This is a genomic window from Actinomadura sp. 7K507 (assembly GCF_004348425.1).
Classification (GTDB): Bacteria; Actinomycetota; Actinomycetes; order Streptosporangiales; family Streptosporangiaceae; genus Spirillospora.
Genome location: NZ_SMKK01000222.1, coordinates 1 through 16,108, shown reverse-complemented (window position 1 = coordinate 16,108; position 16,108 = coordinate 1). Strand labels below are relative to the sequence as shown.

Genomic DNA, 16,108 nt, shown 5'->3' with positions numbered 1-16,108 from the left:
GGTATGGGGCTGGCGGCGCACGCGGTCGCGGCCACGCTCGTCCCGGCGGGGCGGACGGCGACACGCGTGGCGGTGGGGGCCGCGGCGATGACGGCATGGGACGCGTTCCTGGACCCGCAGATGACGCGGCAGGACCTGTGGAGGTGGACGGACGGCGGGGCGTACCGGGGCGTGCCCGCCGGCAACTTCGCCGGGTGGCTCGCGGTGTCGGCGCTGCTGATGGGGGCCGTGGAACCGATCGCGGGCTGGGAGCGCGACGCGCCGGGAGGGCTGGTGGCGCTCTACGGCGTGATGGCGGGGATGGAGACGCTGGCGTTCGCGGCGGTGTTCGATCCGCCCGACCGGCTCGTCGCGGCGGCCGGTGGGACGGCGATGGGGGTGTTCGCGGTCCCGGCGGCGGTGGCTGCGGTCAGGCGGCGGACGGGCCCGCGGCGTGCGGCGAGGCCGATGTGGAGGCGCGCATGGCAGAGGTGATCGTGGTCGGTGGCGGCGTCGGCGGGATGGTCGCCGCGCTGCTGCTGGCGCGGGGAGGCCACCGGGTCCGGTTGCACGAGAGGCTGGGGCGGCTGGGCGGCAAGCTCGCGGAGCGTGAACGGGACGGGTTCACGTTCTCGCTCGGCCCGTCGCTGCTCACCCTGCCCGGCCTCTTCCGGGAGCTGGGGGTCGAGCGCGAGCCCGTCGTGCTGGACGAGCTGTGCAGGTACCGGTTCGCCGACGGGTCGCGCCTGCGCGCCTTCCGCGAACCCGAGCGGATGGAAGGGGAGGTCGACCGGCTCGCTCCCGGTCAGGGCGCCGCCTGGCGGGCCTTCTACGGCTGGGCGCAGGGCTGCCTGGCGGCCTCCCAGCGGAGCTTCTTCGCAGGTCCTGTGGGACGTCCGCCGGATGGAGCCCGGCCCGGGGATCTGCTGGCGGTCGCGCCGGGACGGACCCTGCACGGGCTGGCGCGGCGCTTCTTCACCGACCGTAGGTTGCGGCAGTACGTCGGGCGGTACGCCACGTACGCCGGGTCGAACCCGTACCGGGCGCCGGCCGCGCTGGGATGCGTCCCGGCGATCGAGCACGGGGACGGCGGATGGTACGTGCCGGGCGGTCTCGCCCGCCTCGCCGATGATCTGGCGGAGCTGCTGGCCGCGGCGGGGGTGGAGGTCCGCACCGGAAGCGAGGTCGCCCGCGTCTCGGCGGACGGCGAGTCGGTCGGCGGCGTGGTCCTGGCGTCCGGTGAGCGGGAGGCGGCGGACGCGGTGGTCGTCAACGCCGACGCCGCCGGGCTGTACGGGCGGTTGCTCCCCGACCGGCGGCGGGTGCGCAGGATGGCCCGCCTGGGGCCGTCGTCGTCGGCGCTGCTGATCCTGGCCGGCGTCGATGGCCGCACCGAGGGGCTGCCGCATCATTCGGTGCTGTTCTCGGCCGATTACCGCCGGGAGTTCGGCGACATCTTCCACCGGCGCGAGCCGCCGCGGGACCCGACCGTCCACATCGGCTGCTCGGCGGTGGACGACCCGTCCCAGGCGCCGCCGGGCGCGGAGAACCAGGTGATGCTGGTGAACGTCCCGGCCGGGGATCCCGGACGGTGGCCCATGACGCCGGAGGCCTATGCGGACCTGGTGCTGGAGCGGCTCGCGCAGCGCGGGCACGACCTGGCCGGACGGCTGCGGTTCGTGGAGCTGTTCACGCCCGCGGACCTGCGCGAGCGGTACGGCGCGCCGGGCGGCGCGATCTACGGCACCGCCTACGGCGGCCCGACGGCGCCGCTGCGCAGGCCCGGCAACCGGGGACCCCGGCGGGGCCTGTACCTGGTGGGCGGGTCGGTGCATCCGGGCGGTGGGCTGCCGCTGGTCGCGATGGGCGGCCGCATCGTCGCGTCCCTGGTGGAGCGGGACTTTCCCGTCGCCGGTGCGTCGAGGCCGAGCCGCGAAGGGAGCCGGTGGTGAGGGCGCAGGCCGTGAGGGAGCCGGTCGTGAAGGAGCCGGTCGTGAGGGTGCTGGTCGTGAGGGTGCTGGCCGTGGCCCAGTCGGCGGCGGCGCTGGTGGTGGCGGCGCGGCTGGCGCGGGGACGGGACCGTCCGCCGCCGCTCGCCGCGAACTCCGGGGAGGTGGAGCCGGTCTCGGTGGTGATCCCCGCCCGCGACGAGGAGGACCGGATCGAGGCGTGCCTGGCGCCGCTGCGGGCCGATCCGGCGGTGCGGGAGGTCATCGTCGTGGACGACCGATCCCGCGACGGCACGGCCAAGCTGGCCGCCCGGTCGGGCGCGACCGTCGTCGCGGGCGCCCCGTCGCCGCCGGGTTGGGTGGGAAAGCAGTGGGCGCTGCGGCAGGGCGTGGAGGCGGCGGCCGGGCCCGTGGTGGTGCTGCTGGACGCCGACACCCGTCCCAAGGCCGGGTTGTGCGCGGCGCTCGCGGAACTGCTGGACGCCTGGGACCTGGTCAGCGCCGGTCCCCGGTTCGTCACCGGCGGCGTCGCCGAGCAGGCGTTGCACGCCTCGCTGCTGACCACGCTGGTCTACCGGTTCGGGCCGATCGGCCCGGCGGCGAAGTCGCCCGGCCGTGTCCTGGTCAACGGCCAGTGCATGGCCTTCCGCAAGTCCGCGATGGTGGAGGCGGACGCGTTCGGCCGCGTGCGCCGCCATCTCACCGACGACGTCGCCCTGGGCAGGCTGCTCGCGCGGGACGGCTGGAAGGTCGCCTTCGTCGACGCGGGCGCGCTGCTGGAGGTCGACATGCACGCCTCCGCCGCCGACGTGTGGCGCCAGTGGGGACGCTCCATCGCGCTGCGGGACGTCACCACGCCCGGCCGCCTCGCCGGTGATCTGGCGGTGGTGTGGCTGGCCGCGGCGCTGCCGGTCCTGCGGCTGGTCGCCGGGCGTCCGAAGCCGCTCGATCTGGCTCTGCTGGGACAGCGGCTCCTGCTGACGGCAGCCCTCTGGGGCAGCTACCGGGAACCGGGGCCGGGCCTGATTCTCTCGCCGCTGCTGGATCCGGCCGCCGCGATCCGGCTGGCACTGTCCGCGCTGCGCCCCGGCCGTACCTGGCGCGGCCGAACCTACGGGCGTGACGCGGTCGGTCTCACCGGGCGGGCGGCTCTTCACGGCGACCAGGACGCCGGTCGGCTCGGTCGGCGAGCGCGGCCTGGCCGAAACGCAGTCCGATGAGGGACATCAGCGCCCCGGTGCCGGCCACGTGCGCGGCCGGAGCGAACAGCAGTTGCAGCGCGGGCAGCGAGAACACCGCGACGCGTGCGCCCCGGGCGAACGAGCGTCCGCCGACGCCGGTCGCGGCCAGCAACCCGAGGCCGAGCCCGAAGGCGGGCGGGCAGATGACCGCGAAGCCGCCGGCGAAGGTCAGGACGCAGCGCCCGCCCTTGCGTCCGGCGAACACCGGCCACGCGTGCCCGGCCATCGCGGCGCCCACCGCCGCGTACACCGGCAGGACGCCGTCCCCCGCCACCGGCCGGAGCGGACCCTTCCGGGCCCGGCCGGCCGCCAGCCCCAGCAGGCCCGCGGCCGTCCCCTTCAGCAGGTCACCGGCGAACACGGGGGCGGCCGACCGTCCGCCCACGCGCTGCATGACGTTCCAGAAGCCGGGGTTGCGGTCGCCGACCGAGCGCGGGTCGAACCCGTGGACGCGTCCGACGAGGACCGCGACCGGTATCGAGCCGAGCAGGTAGCCGCCGATGACGGGCACGAGCAGGGACCTCGCGGCGGCGGGCGGCGGCGATCCTTCGAGCAGCGGTGTCATGGCCTCGTTCCACCTCGTCAGGTATGCGGGTGTGGACGCCATGCGGTACATGGCGTTCGACCGGCCGGGGCTGCGCGCCGCCGCCGGGCTGCGGTTCTGGCGGTTGCTGGGCACGGGCCGCGGCCGGTCCATGAGCCTGGGCGCCGACCTGCGCCGGTGGGCGCTGTTCGCGGTGTGGGACGGCGAGGCCGCGCTGGACGGCTTCATGGGGTCCTCGGCGATCGCGGCGCGGTGGCGCGCGGAGGCCGAGGAGTCGTGGCACGTCCGTCTCGCGCCGCTGGCCTCGCGCGGCCGCTGGGGCGGACGCGACCCGTTCGCCCCGGCGGGGGCCGCCGGGGCTCGTCGCTCGGGGCCTCCTCGGTCCGGGACTCGCCACTCCGGCCCGGTGGCCGTCCTGACCAGGGCTTCGATCCGTCCGGCGCGGCTGGCGGCGTTCTACCGGTCGATCGCGGCCGTGGACCGGGCCCTGCACCGCGAGGACGGCTGCGTCGCCTCGGTCGGGGTGGGGGAGTGGCCGCTGGCCCGGCAGGCGACGTTCTCGCTCTGGGAGGACGAGGCGGCCATCGCCCGTTTCGCCTATCGCGGAGGGGCGCACCGCGACGTCGTCGGACGGGTCCGCGGCGAGGACTGGTACGCCGAAGAGCTCTTCGCGCGTTTCGCGCCCCACGGAAGCGAAGGCACCTGGGACGGCCGCGATCCGCTGCGCGGCCGGGGCTGAGCGCCTCATGTGACCGTCCCCGCCGCGAGATGGCCGCTCACCACGTCCTGCCCGGCGGCCAGATCGGACGCGACCCGGCAGGCGCGGGCGATGGCGGCCGATGCCGAGGAGCCGTGCGCGACGACGACCGTCCCGGTCAGGCCCAGCAGCGCCGCGCCACCGTGGGTGTCGGCGGTGTACAGGCGCCCGACCTCGTCCAGCCTGCCCGGTTCGGCGATCCCGGCGCGGGCGACGAGGCCCAGCGTGGTGCGCACGCAGCCCTCGATGTTCTTCAGCACGACGTTGCCGGTGAAGCCGTCGGTCACCACCACGTCCACGGTCCCGGCCAGCACGTCGTGGCCCTCGACGTTGCCGTGGAAGCGGACGGGCATGGCGGGCAGCAGCCGCCCCGCGTCGCGGGTGAGCCGGTTGCCCTTCCCGCCTTCGGATCCGATGGACAGCAGGCCGACGGACGGGTCGGGCACGCCGAGGACGTTCCGCGCGTACATGGCGCCCAGCACCGCGAACTGCGCGAGCATCTCCGCGGTCGGGTCGGCCGTTCCGCCCGCGTCGATCAGCACGGTCGAGCCGGCCGGCGTGGGCAGGGCCACGGCCAGCGCCGGACGCAGCACGCCCTCCCGCCGCCCGAAGGTCCGGACCGCGGCCGTCACCACGGCGCCCGTGGAACCGGCCGAGACGAACGCCGCCCCCGCACGCCGGGCCAGCTCGCAGCCGGCCATCAGGCTCGTCCCCGGCCGGGCGGCGGCCCCCGCGCCGGTCTCGGTCATCGGCACCACCTCGTCCGCGTGCAGCACGTCCACCCGGCCGACGGCCCCGTGCCGCCGCAGTTCGCGGTCGATCTCCTCGGCCCGGCCGGCGAGGACGACCGGCACACCGTGCTCGCGGCGGGCCTTCAGCGCGCCCGCCACCGTCTCGGCCGGCCCGTGATCGCCGCCCATCGCGTCCAGGACGACGGGCCGGGCCGCCCCGTCCGCCGTCCGCCGCTCGTCGCCCATGTCAGGCGGCCCCGGACGGCAGGCGCCGCTCGGCACGCCCCGCCGCGGAGGCGGCCAGCAGGTGCCGCGCGAAGATCCGCGCCCTCCGGCGGCGGGGCACCCGTGCCCGGCCCGCCAGCACGTCGTGGCCGGCGGCGGCGATCCGGTCGAGAATGCCGCCGTACAGCTCGTACGCGGCGCGGATGCACGGCCGTGAGGACGGCACCAGCAGCTCCACGCCTTCCAGTGCGCGGCGGTAGTGGTCATGGGCTCGGCCGGCCTCGAACGCGACCAGTTCGCACAGCTCCCGGGTGCGGCCGGCGGCGAGGCCGGCCTCGGTCACCCCGAACTTCTCCAGGTCGTTCAGCGGAAGGTAGACGCGGCCGCGGCCCAGGTCCTCGGCGACGTCCCGCAGGAAGTTGGTGAGCTGGAACGCCCGACCCAGCTCCCGGGCGGGCTCGCGGGCGCGCTGCTCCGCACCGGGAACCGTCTCCAGCACCGGAAGCATCATCAGGCCGATCGCGGCGGCCGACCCCTCCATGTAGACCAGCAGGTCGTCGTAGGTGGTGTAGCGCGTGACGGTCAGGTCGGTCCGCATGGACCGCAGGAACGCGTCGACGTCGGCCCGTTCGACGTCGAAGGACCGCACGGTGTGCACGAACGCGGGCAGCACCGGGTCGTCGATCGGCTCGCCCGCCAGGGACGCCCTCAACCGCCGGGTCACCCCGTCGAGCGCCTCGGCCCGCCCCGGCACGTCCCCGGACGCGTCGACGATGTCGTCGACATGGCGCGCGAAACCGTACAGGGCGTGCACGTGCCGCCGTTTCCACGCCGGCAGCAGCAGCGTGGCCAGGTAGAAGGAGCGCCCGTGGCGGGCGTTGAGGCGGCGGCAGTGCTCGTAGCTCGTGGTCAGCGTCATCGGCCGTCCTCCAGGATCCGTGCGGCGGCCAGCCGTCCGGAGATCAGGGCAGGCGGGACGCCCACGCCCGGCGCGGTGTACATCCCGGCGAAGTGCAGGCCGGGAACGCGGCGGCTGCGGCCCGAGGGCCGCAGCCACGCCGTCTGGCGGAAGCGGTGGTCGAGGGCGAAGGGGGTGCCGGCCGAGTGCCCGAGCCGCGCCCAGGCCGGTGGATCGAAGGTGATCCTCGGTGCCGCCGACAGGTCCCCGTATCCCAGGTCGGCGAGGCGGCCGAGCATGCGGCGCTCCAGCCGCGGCGTGAGACGCTCCCAGTCCGCTCCGGAGACCAGGTTGGGGGCGGGTTCCAGCACGCTCAGCGTCGAGTGCCCGTCCGGCGCGGCCGTCGCGTCGGTCCCGGGGGCGGTGATCAGCAGGCTCGGGTCGGGTTGCGGGCGTCCGGACGCCAGGGCGGCGAACGTCGCCGCCCACTCCCGTCCGAAATGCAGGGTGTGGTGCGCCCGTCCGGGTGTCGGCCGGTCGAGGCCGAAGTGCATGACCAGGCAGGACGGCGAGTAGCGCGGCCGCCGCAGCCGCCAGTCGGCCGCCGCCTCGGGCAGCAGCCCGGCGTGGGCCCGGACCAGATCGCAGGCGATCACCGCGTGGCTCGCGGGGAGCCGTTCCCCGCCGTCCAGCCGGACCGCCGTCACCCCGGACGCGCCGGTCTCGACCCGCTCCGCGCGCGTGCCGTAGCGGATGCGGGCGCCGACCTTCTCCGCCGCCGCGGCCAGCGCGTCCGGGACGGCGTTCATGCCTCCGGCGGCCGGGAAGTAGACGCCGCCGACGGTGTCCATGTGCGCGACGGCGGCGTAGATCGCCAGTGCCCTGGCCGGAGCCAGCCCGACGTACAGGGCCTGGAAGGTGTGCGCCCGGACGAGCCGCTCGTCGGTCAGCTGCGAGGCCGTGAACCTGTCCAGGCGGCGGAACCCGCCCGCCGCCGCCAGCCTCAGCAGCGCGGCCGGGCGCGCCATGCCGCGCAGCCGGGTCATGTCCGCGTCGATGAACGAGGACCATTCCGCTTCGAACATCGCGCCGAGCCGCCGCCGGAACCGCAGGTACCGGTCGGCCTCGGCCGGTCCGCACAGTGCCCGCACGTTGCCGGCCATCTCCTGCGCGCCCGCCACCACGTCCAGGTGCGAGCCGTCATGGAAGGCCAGCCGGTAAAAGGGATCCAGGCGCCGCAGCGGCAGCAGGTTCCCGATGTCCTCCCCGGCCGCGCCGAACGTCTCGGCCAGGACGTCCGGCATCGTCAGCACCGAGGGACCGGTGTCGAACCGGTAGGGCCCCAGGGTCGCCGATCCGCAGCAGCCGCCCGGCTCGCCGGAGGCTTCGACCACCACGACCTCGCGGCCCCGGGCCGCCAGGTGAATCGCCGCGGAGAGACCCGACAGGCCCGCCCCGACCACGACGACGCGACCGTGGACGACGCGACCGTGGACGAAGGGACCGCGTGCCGCCATCAGCCCTCCCATCGCCGTTCCGTGCGGTTCGTCCAGTTCTTCGGTGTGCGGCGGCGGATCGGTTGCACCGCGCCGCGGGGAACGGCTCAGCGCGTTCCGCGCCGCTCGCCCACCCTTGGTCGCTCGGCCGACCGCGCACCCGACCGCTCGGCCGGGCGCTCGGCCGCGCGGGCGATGCCGCGGCACATCCCTCCGAAGATCCGGTCGTGGAACGGCCGGAACGCCCACCAGTACGCGTGGCCGGCCAGCCCTCGCGGGTGGAACAGCGCCCGCTGCTCCAGCAGGCCGCCGCCGTCCTCGCCGGACACCCTCAGCTCCAGCCAGGCCAGGCCGGGCAGCCGCATCTCGGCGCGCAGCCGCAGCAGCCGCCCCGCCTCGATCTCCTCGACGCGCCAGAAGTCCACCGTCTCCCCGATGCGCAGCCGGCGCGGGTCCCGGCGGCCCCGCCGCAGCCCGACTCCGCCGACCAGCCGGTCGATGGCGCCCCGTGCCCGCCAGGCGAGCGGGAAGGAGTACCAGCCGCGCTCCCCGCCGATCGCCTCGACGACCTCCCACAGCCGGTCCGGCGGAGCGTCCGCCCGGCACGACCGGTCGTCGGTGTAGAGGCTGCCGCCGGCCCAGTCCGGGTCCGTCGGCAGCGGATCGCTCGGCGCGCCGGGGACGGCGGCCGACGACCAGCGCGTGGCCACGTCCGCCTCACGGACCCGGCGCAGCGCCAGCGCGACCGAACGATCGAACCCGATCGGTCCCTCAGGTGGCGGCGCGACGTACTGGCTGATGTCGTTTTCCCTGCACACGACCTCGTTGCGCAGGGACTCGACCAGCGGGCGTGCGATACGTCCGGGCACAGGGGTGATCACCCCCACCCACAGGCTCGACAGCGACGGGCTCAGCACCGGGACCGGGACGATGAGCCGCCGGTTCAGCCCGGCCACGGCGGCGTACCGGCGCATCATGTCGGCGTAGGTGAGCACGTCCGGCCCGCCGATGTCGAAGCCGCGGTTCACGCCGGCGGGCAGGTTCGCCGAGGCCACCAGGTAGTGCAGGACGTCCCGGATCGCGATCGGCTGGATCCGCGTGTGCACCCACCGCGGCGTGACCATCGCCGGGAGCCGTTCGGTGAGGTAGCGCAGCATCTCGAACGACGCCGAACCCGAGCCGATGATCACCGCGGCGCGCAGCCACACGGCGGGCACGCCGCTGCCGAGCATGATCTCGCCGACCTCCGCGCGGGACCGCAGATGCGGCGACAGCTCCTCCTCGGGGGTCATGCCGCCGAGGTAGACCAGCCGCCGCACCCCAGCGTCCCGCGCCGCCCAGGCGAAGGCGCGGGCGGCCCGGCGGTCGCTCTCGGCGAAGCCGCCCGTGCCACCGCCCGTGCCACCGATCGCATGGATCAGGTAGTAGGCGACGTCGATACCTTCCATCGCGCGCCGGGTCGCCCCCGGATCGGTGGCGTCGGCCTCCGCGACCTCCACCCGTCCGGCCCAGGGGTGATCGCGCAGCCGCCGCGCCGAACGGGCCATGCACCGCACCCGGTGGCCGGCGTCCAGCAGCTCGGGAACGAGCCGTCCCCCGATGTAACCGCTGGCGCCCGTCACCAGGCACGAGTCTCGGCGATCCACGGCCGCCGCGTACCCGGCGCTGACCTATGTAAGCGCGCGGTGCCCGCGATTTTGCCGCTCATGGGGGCAACCGATCCGTACGCCTATCGCCGGGCCGAGACCATGCCCTGGAGCCGTTCCGCGGCGGCGGGGGAGTCGGCGAGGGTGAGGGTCAGCCCTCGGTGGCGCAGCAGGCCGGTCGGCTCCGAGCCGGGGACCGGACGGTGGAAACGGATGCACACGCCCTGCTCGCTGCTGGTGCCGAAGGTCAGCCCGCCGTCGGCCAGCGACAAGTGGACGCCGATGGCCTTCCAGGCGCTGTAGGGGCCGGACACCTCGGCGCCGGCCACGTTGTCCAGCGGCGACCGCACCCGCCACGGCCCGAAACGCACCAGCAGCTCATCGGACGCGATCACCAGCCCGCAGGTGTCCGGCCGGATGCCGAGCAGGGCCATCGGGCGGAGCAGGCGGTGCTCGAAGGCGAAGCCATAGCGCTCGCCGTCGGTTTCCGAAGACATGACGACTCCTCGTTGACCAGGTGTTCCTGGGTGCCTACCCGGCTCGGCGGCGGGTATCGCGAGGGGCACGCGTCCGGTCTGACGAAGTGCGGCCATGGCCACTCGAATGAGGCGGGTCATTCGATGTCGATGATGGGCGGCGGGTAGGCCGGAGCCCGCCCGCCGGACTCGGGAAGCGTCCAGGGGCGGTGGACGCGCGAGCCTTCGACGCCCGCGAGTTCTGGCACGTACCGGCGCACGTAGTCGCCGCGGGGGTCGAAGCGGGACGCCTGCCGGAGCGGATTCATGACCTGGCCGGGCCGTGTGTTGTTGCCGGTGCCGGCCACCCACTGCCAGTTCCCCGCGTTGTCGGCGATGTCGCCGTCGGTGAGCCAGTCGCTGAAGTGGCGCAGGCCGTGCCGCCAGTCGATGCCGAGGTCGCGGGTCAGGAACGACGCGGTGATGAGGCGTGCGCGGTTGTGCATGAAGCCCTCGCGACGCAGCTGCCGCATTCCCGCGTCGACGATCGGGATGCCCGTCGTGCCGTCCCGCCAGGCGGCGAGGGCGTCCTCGTCCTCGTTCCACCGCTGCCCGCGCGGCCGGTAGTCGTCCCGGGCGAGCGCGGGGAAGGCGGCGGCGACCTGGTGGTGGAAGTCGCGCCACGCGAGCTGGCGCCGGAAGCCGTCCGGGCCGGCCTTCGCCAGCTCCAGCGGTGAGACGCAGCCGAACTTCAGGTACGGGCTGAGCCGGGAGGTGCGGTCGGCGGCGAGATCGTCGTGGTTCTCGTCGTAGCCGGCGGCGGCCTCGTCCAGCCATCTCGTCATGCGCCGCCGTCCCTCCCGTTCACCGCCGGGAGCCGCGTCGGGGGACGGGGAACCGGAGGCCAGGCCGGCGAGCTTCGGGAGCGAACCGGGTCTCAGCCGGGACGGCAGGCGGATCGCCGCGGGTGTCTTCGCGGTCGGGCGCCGTCGTGCCGCTTCCCACGCCCGCCAGTACGGCGTGAACACCCGGTAGTGATCGCCGCCGGACGGGGTGAGCTCTCCAGGCGGGACGACCGTGACGCCGGGGTGCGCCGAGACCTCGACGTCGAGCTCGCGGAGTCTCCGGAGCCGCCGTACCCCGTACGCCGACCGCTCGTCGGCGAGGAACAGCGAACCCGCGCCGGTCTCCCCGGCCAGCCGCCCGACCTCCGTGGCCGGGTCGCCCCGGCGCACCACCAGATCGCCGCCCAGATCACGCAGCGACGTACGGAGATCGGCAAGGCTCTCCAGGAGGAACCGGACGCGGTTGGGTGCGCCGAACGGCCCGTCCAAGATCGCGTCGTCGAGCACGAAGGCGGGCACGGCGCGCTCGGCCCGGCACGCGGCCGCCAGCGCGGGATTGTCGCGAACCCGCAGGTCCCGGGTGAACAGCATGATCGAGGTGCTCATCACCCATGTCTTCGCGCCGACGCCCGGGACCGGTTGCAACCGGGGCGACCGGTCCCGGCGAAGTCCGGGTGGACCGTACGCTGTGCGGTCGGGCGGGTGCGGCAGTCGACGGGAGGCACATGGGCGGGCCGCCGGAGTGGGAGGCCGGGCTGAGCGTGGGCGCGGTGGCGCGGCGGCTCGGCGTGGCCGCCTCCACTCTGCGCACCTGGGACCGCAGGTACGGCATCGGCCCCTCCCGCCGCAGCACGGGTACGCACCGCCGCTACACCCCGGCCGACGTCGCGCGTCTGGAGGTCATGCAGCGGCTCCTCCTCGCCGGCGCCCCGCCGGGCGAGGCGGCGCGCGCCGCGCTGGAGGCGCCGGGTGCCGAATTGGGGGCGCCGGGTGCCGGGCTGGAGGCGCCGCCCGGTGAACCGCCCTCGCCGCGCGGGCACGGCGCGGGAGGCAACCGCGTGCCCGTCGGCGCGGCGACCCGCGGGCCGGAAGGCGCCGAGGTCAGAGGCCTGGCCCGCGCCGCCATGGCGCTGGACGCCCCCGCGATGAGCGACGCCGTGCGGACCGCGCTCGCCCGGGACGGGGTCACCCGCGCGTGGAACGGGCTTTTCGTGCCCGTCCTGGGCGGGATCGGCCGCAAGCACGCGGCGACCGGCGACTGCGTGGACGTCGAGCACCTCCTGTCCAGCGTGCTGCTCGGCCACCTGGCCGGGGTGCCACCGCCCGTGCGTCCGCGCAACGCCCGCCCCGTCCTGCTCGCGTGCGCGCCGGAAGAGCAGCACAGCCTTCCGGTGTACGCGCTCGCCGCCGCGCTCGCCGAGGCGGACGTCGCGGTGGCCTTCCTGGGGGCGCGGGTGCCGGCGCGGGCTCTGGCCGCCGCCGTCCGGCGCACCGGGCCGGTCGCGGTCTTCGTCTGGTCCCGGATCGCCGAGACCGGCGACCCCGCGTGGTTCGGCGCGCTTCCGGCGTCCCGGCCGCCGTACCGCCTGGTCGTCGGGGGGCCGGGCTGGGCTCGTGACCGGCTGCCCGCCGCTGCCGTACAGGTGGCGAGCCTGGACGAAGCCGTCGCCGAACTGCGTCCGTGATCGGCTGTACGCTGGGGCTTTGACTATGAACAAGTTTTGAAGCGGTTTCCCTCGGGGACAAGAAGGGGCATGACGCTCGGCCACAGGATCGCGCAAGGCGACGAGACGGCACTGACCGAGTGCTACGCGACGCTCGGGCCCCTCGTCCGCCACCACGTGGCGAGACTGGTCCCCGGCCATGCGGTCGACGACGTCGTCCAGATCGTGTTCCTGGAGCTCTGGCGGGCACGCCGGCGCTTCGATCCGTCGCGCGGCCTCACGCCGTGGGTTCTGGCCATCGCCCGCCGCCGCGCCATCGACCAGTTGCGCTCGGAAGCGCGCCACCACCGGCGGGCGGTTCCGCTGGAGGAGGCCGGGCGGACGCCCGACCCGGCGCCCGCGGTGGACGTCGCGTGCGATGTCCGCGACGCCCTCGCGATCCTGCCCGTCGCGCAGCGGCAGGCGATCGTGCTGGCCCACTTCGGGCAGCTGACCCAGCGGGAGATCGCCGACCGGCTGAACGTGCCGCTCGGGACCGTCAAGGCGCGCACCACCCGCGGCATGCGCCGGATGAGGGAACTGCTGTGACCCCGCCCATGCCGCCCCCGGGGCCCGCTCCCGCCGGTGGCCATCCGCGTCCCAGGGTCGCCGTGTCCAGTTGCCTCCTGGGGGCGCCGGTCCGCTACAACGGCGGCCACAGCCGCGACAGGTTCCTCACCGGGCTCCTCGCCCACCATGTCGACTGGGTGCCGATCTGCCCGGAAATGGAGATCGGGCTCGGCGCGCCCCGGCCGACCATGCGCCTGCGCACCGACGGACGGATCGTCACCAAGGACGAGACCGCCGATCACACCCGCGCGATGACCGCACTGGCGAACGACCGCATCCTCGACATAGCCGACGTCGACGGGTACGTGTTCAAGTCGCGCTCGCCCAGTTGCGCGCTGCTGAACCTGCCGCGCTACGCGTCGGGCCTCCCCGGCGAACGCACGGACGGGCAACCGGTGGACCGCCACGGCCGCGGCGTCTTCGCCGCCCTCGTCACCGACGCGTTCCCGCACCTTCCCGCCGAAGAGGACGGACGGCTCAACGATCCCGTCCTTCGCGAGCACTTCGTCGAACGCGTCTTCGCCCACGCCCGGATCCGCGAACTCTTCGCCCGCGACTGGCGCCCCCGCGACCTCATCGCCTTTCACAGCCGCCACAAGCTGCAGGTTCTCGCCCACGACCCGGCGGCCTACCGGGAGCTGGGCCGGATCGTCGCCGGAGCCGGCACCCGCCACCCCGACGACGTGGAAGCCGGTTACCGCCGCGCGTTCGACCGCGCTCTGGCCGTCCGGCCGAAACGCGGCCGCCACACCAACGCGCTCCTGCACGTCCTCGGCCCCTTGAGCGAGCACCTCAACGCGGCTCGGCGGCACGACATCGTCGCCGCCATCGAGTCCTACAGGTGCGGAGAAGCACCGCTCAGCGTCCCGGTCGCCCTGCTGCGCCACCACGCCGAAGGGGAGCACCTCGATTACCTCTCACAGCAGACCTACCTGGAGCCGTTCCCGCCCGACCTCCTGCTCCGCCATCACCTTCAGTGAGCGCGGCCACCGTCATCTTCCGCATGCGCCGGCATGCTCGCCTGTAGAACCTGACCTGGGTGGCCCTGCCGAAGAGGATGAAGCCCAGACGCACGACGGGGTTCGGGATGGGCGCCCGTTGCGAGAATCCGTGGACGTGGAACTCCACCTCGCCTGTGTCGAGCCATTTGCGGACCTCCTGGTCCATCTGGCCGCGTTCGAGGTGCCCCTCCAGGGTCTGGTAATTCCAACCCCACACCCGGGCCTGGCGGCCGTCCTCCTCGATGTATCCGTCGACGACGTCGCCGACACGGAGGCCGAGGTAGAAACGCAGGCCGTAGAACCGGCCTTCGAGCAGCATGTTCCGGCCCGGCTCCGGAGGCCCCGACCGGCAGATCTCCCGGATGATGGCCGGGTCGGCGTACTGGTAGTCCCGGACGAGACCCCGGGCGACTTCCCAGCTCCCACCGGGGACCGGCGGACCGGGCGGCTCCGCCGGCAGCGGCTGCCTGTGGTCATCGACATGCCAGCCGCTCTCCGGGCGGTGCGTGTCGTGCCGGTCCGGGTCGAAGTTGAGGGGACGCCGGTGCAGCCCGGCATGGAGCCGCCGCATTCGCCGGCGGGCGCGCGTGGTCCTTCTCATGGGGCTGTCTTCTCCGGTTGACGGCGCCGCTCATGGCGCGCGGAACCGGCACGGCGGGGCAAGTCCTGGACGGCGGTGTAGGTCGCGCCGCGCACTTGCTGGAGCAGCCCGGCGGGGCTCAGTCCCCGGATGGGATTCCGGGCGGGATTGAAACGCGCCGCCGCCCTGTCATCGCTCCGCGCGGGCCCGTGGAGCCGCAGTTCGCCGAACCGCTCCCAGGCGCCGAACTCGGTCGCCACCACCAGGTCCAGCAGCAGGGGCCGCTCGTCCAGGGCGCGTGCGAGCGCCGGGAGGCCCGCCGGGACGACCTGGTCCCGCCGCGCGACGGCCCCCAGCAGAATCCGGCGGTCACCGGCCCGGTACGCCAGCAGGCAACCGTAGAACGCCGGGCTCCATCCGGACGCGGGCCGGAGCAGATGGCGGCCCAGCCGGGTATGCCCGGTCGTGGCGAGCAGCAGCTCCGCCGTGGCCTCCGGTTCGGTGTCGTCCGGTTCCGTGTCGTCCGGCTGTCGCCATCGCAGTGCCAGACCCAGGACGTCCGGCAGCGCGTCCGGCAGGCCCATCGCGCGGGAAAGCCGCACCTCGCCCCGGAGTTCCGTGCGATCGTCCAGGAAGGGGATCTCCCAGTAGCGGGACGTCCCGTACAAGTCGAGGGTGGCGTCGACCACCAGGCCCCTCGGGTGCAGGGGCCGCTCACGCAGCCGTGCCGCCAGCGTGAACGTGCGCGTGAACGCTGTGGTGAGCGCGCGGGCGGCGAGCCGCCGCCCTCCGGAGCCGGACGGGTCCGCCCGCTCGGTCTGGACTTCCACGTCGCCGACCATGCGGCCACCGGACAACTCGGCGACGCGGGTGCAGAAATGCGCCCACATGTGAAGTTGCATTTCCTTCGCTATGCCCAGCTTTCCATAGAGAACGTCCGCCAGCCGGTCACCGCTTCGCGCCCAGGACTCGATCGTGAACACGAGGTCGCCTTCACGGGAGTCCGCGCGGAACTCGATCTCGCCGGCCTCCATGTGGCCGGTCAGCGTCGCGAACCGGAACGACACCGGCGTCCGTTCCACCACCCGGACCGGGCAGTTCCAAGGCCCCGGCATATGGACGACGTACTCGTCGCTCGTCTCCATCGGATGGGACGTCCCCGAGGTCTTGTCGAAGACGGCGATCTCCACCGGTGAAGCGGCGTTCAGATCGTCGCCCAGGCGCTCGATCAACTGGGCCGCGGTCAGCGGGCTACCGGAGATGCGGACCGAGTAGCGCCGCTGGTAGACCGGCCCGACACCCTGCCGCTGGTCTTGCACCCCGCCTCCACCACGGCGCGGGATCTCCTCGATCTCCGAGGCCGCTTCGGTCCGGAGCCGGCGCCGCGGCACCCGGCGCGAACCCCACAACCACCGCCACGCCGCGACCCCCATGCCCGCCGGCCAGCGCAGCGCACGCGCACGCCGCCGCCAACTCACTCGCACGACG

The 16,108-nt window shown here is 74.6% G+C and carries 15 protein-coding genes; 7 read left to right on the top strand and 8 right to left on the bottom strand.

Features of this window, described 5'->3' with window-relative positions:
• From E1285_RS35450 to E1285_RS35440, 3 genes are all read left to right on the top strand, one after another.
• Positions 1-474, top strand: a 474-nt coding sequence (locus E1285_RS35450) for a carotenoid biosynthesis protein (RefSeq protein ID WP_132158958.1), incomplete at its 5' end; no start/stop codon positions are given.
• The gene (crtI, locus tag E1285_RS35445; protein ID WP_132158957.1) at positions 462-1,931 is read left to right on the top strand and encodes a phytoene desaturase family protein; all 1,470 of its coding nucleotides are present in this window, start codon (positions 462-464) and stop codon (positions 1,929-1,931) included. The genes E1285_RS35450 and crtI (E1285_RS35445), both read left to right, overlap by 13 nt.
• Positions 1,932-1,972: 41 nt before the next feature.
• On the top strand, positions 1,973-3,148 hold the full coding sequence (locus E1285_RS35440) for a glycosyltransferase family 2 protein (RefSeq protein ID WP_243723275.1): 1,176 nt from the start codon (positions 1,973-1,975) through the stop codon (positions 3,146-3,148).
• Here E1285_RS35440 and E1285_RS35435 read toward each other — a convergent pair.
• On the bottom strand, positions 3,063-3,734 hold the full coding sequence (locus E1285_RS35435) for a glycerol-3-phosphate acyltransferase (protein WP_132158956.1): 672 nt from the start codon (positions 3,732-3,734) through the stop codon (positions 3,063-3,065). The genes E1285_RS35440 and E1285_RS35435 overlap by 86 nt on opposite strands.
• Between E1285_RS35435 and E1285_RS35430 the strand changes: the two genes are divergently transcribed.
• Positions 3,733-4,452: a spheroidene monooxygenase gene (locus E1285_RS35430; RefSeq protein ID WP_132158955.1), complete on the top strand. Its 720-nt coding sequence runs from the start codon at positions 3,733-3,735 to the stop codon at positions 4,450-4,452. The two genes, E1285_RS35435 and E1285_RS35430, sit on opposite strands and share 2 nt — an antisense overlap.
• A gap of 5 nt (positions 4,453-4,457) precedes the next feature.
• Here E1285_RS35430 and E1285_RS35425 read toward each other — a convergent pair whose 3' ends face one another.
• The 6 genes from E1285_RS35425 to E1285_RS35400 form a co-directional block, all read right to left on the bottom strand.
• A complete protein-coding gene (locus E1285_RS35425; protein ID WP_132158954.1) occupies positions 4,458-5,447 on the bottom strand; it encodes a phosphate acyltransferase PlsX in 990 nt (329 codons plus the stop codon).
• A 1-nt stretch (position 5,448) separates the two neighbouring features.
• Positions 5,449-6,345: a phytoene/squalene synthase family protein gene (locus E1285_RS35420; protein ID WP_132158953.1), complete on the bottom strand. Its 897-nt coding sequence runs from the start codon at positions 6,343-6,345 to the stop codon at positions 5,449-5,451.
• Positions 6,342-7,841, bottom strand: a complete 1,500-nt coding sequence (crtI, locus tag E1285_RS35415; protein ID WP_132158952.1) for a phytoene desaturase family protein — start codon at positions 7,839-7,841, stop codon at positions 6,342-6,344. Before crtI (E1285_RS35415) ends, E1285_RS35420 begins: the two co-directional genes overlap by 4 nt.
• An 86-nt stretch (positions 7,842-7,927) precedes the next feature.
• Complete coding sequence (locus E1285_RS35410) at positions 7,928-9,442, bottom strand: SDR family oxidoreductase (RefSeq protein WP_207947057.1); 1,515 nt, start codon at positions 9,440-9,442, stop codon at positions 7,928-7,930.
• A 107-nt stretch (positions 9,443-9,549) separates the two neighbouring features.
• Positions 9,550-9,963, bottom strand: a complete 414-nt coding sequence (locus E1285_RS35405; RefSeq protein WP_207947056.1) for a hypothetical protein — start codon at positions 9,961-9,963, stop codon at positions 9,550-9,552.
• 116 nt (positions 9,964-10,079) lie between these two features.
• Positions 10,080-11,372, bottom strand: a complete 1,293-nt coding sequence (locus tag E1285_RS35400) for a deoxyribodipyrimidine photo-lyase (protein ID WP_132158950.1) — start codon at positions 11,370-11,372, stop codon at positions 10,080-10,082.
• A gap of 119 nt (positions 11,373-11,491) precedes the next feature.
• On the opposite strand from E1285_RS35400, the gene E1285_RS35395 reads away from it, so the two are divergent.
• The 3 genes from E1285_RS35395 to E1285_RS35385 all read left to right on the top strand — a co-directional run bounded on the left by E1285_RS35395 (position 11,492) and on the right by E1285_RS35385 (position 14,019).
• The gene (locus E1285_RS35395; RefSeq protein WP_132158949.1) at positions 11,492-12,451 is read left to right on the top strand and encodes a MerR family transcriptional regulator; all 960 of its coding nucleotides are present in this window, start codon (positions 11,492-11,494) and stop codon (positions 12,449-12,451) included.
• A 69-nt stretch (positions 12,452-12,520) separates the two neighbouring features.
• On the top strand, positions 12,521-13,018 hold the full coding sequence (locus tag E1285_RS35390) for a sigma-70 family RNA polymerase sigma factor (protein ID WP_132158948.1): 498 nt from the start codon (positions 12,521-12,523) through the stop codon (positions 13,016-13,018).
• Positions 13,019-13,026: 8 nt separating this feature from the next.
• A complete protein-coding gene (locus tag E1285_RS35385) occupies positions 13,027-14,019 on the top strand; it encodes a DUF523 and DUF1722 domain-containing protein (protein WP_132158960.1) in 993 nt (330 codons plus the stop codon).
• A 618-nt stretch (positions 14,020-14,637) separates the two neighbouring features.
• Here E1285_RS35385 and E1285_RS35375 read toward each other — a convergent pair.
• The coding region (locus E1285_RS35375) for a DUF1990 family protein (protein WP_132158947.1) at positions 14,638-16,108 on the bottom strand (1,471 nt) is incomplete at its 5' end.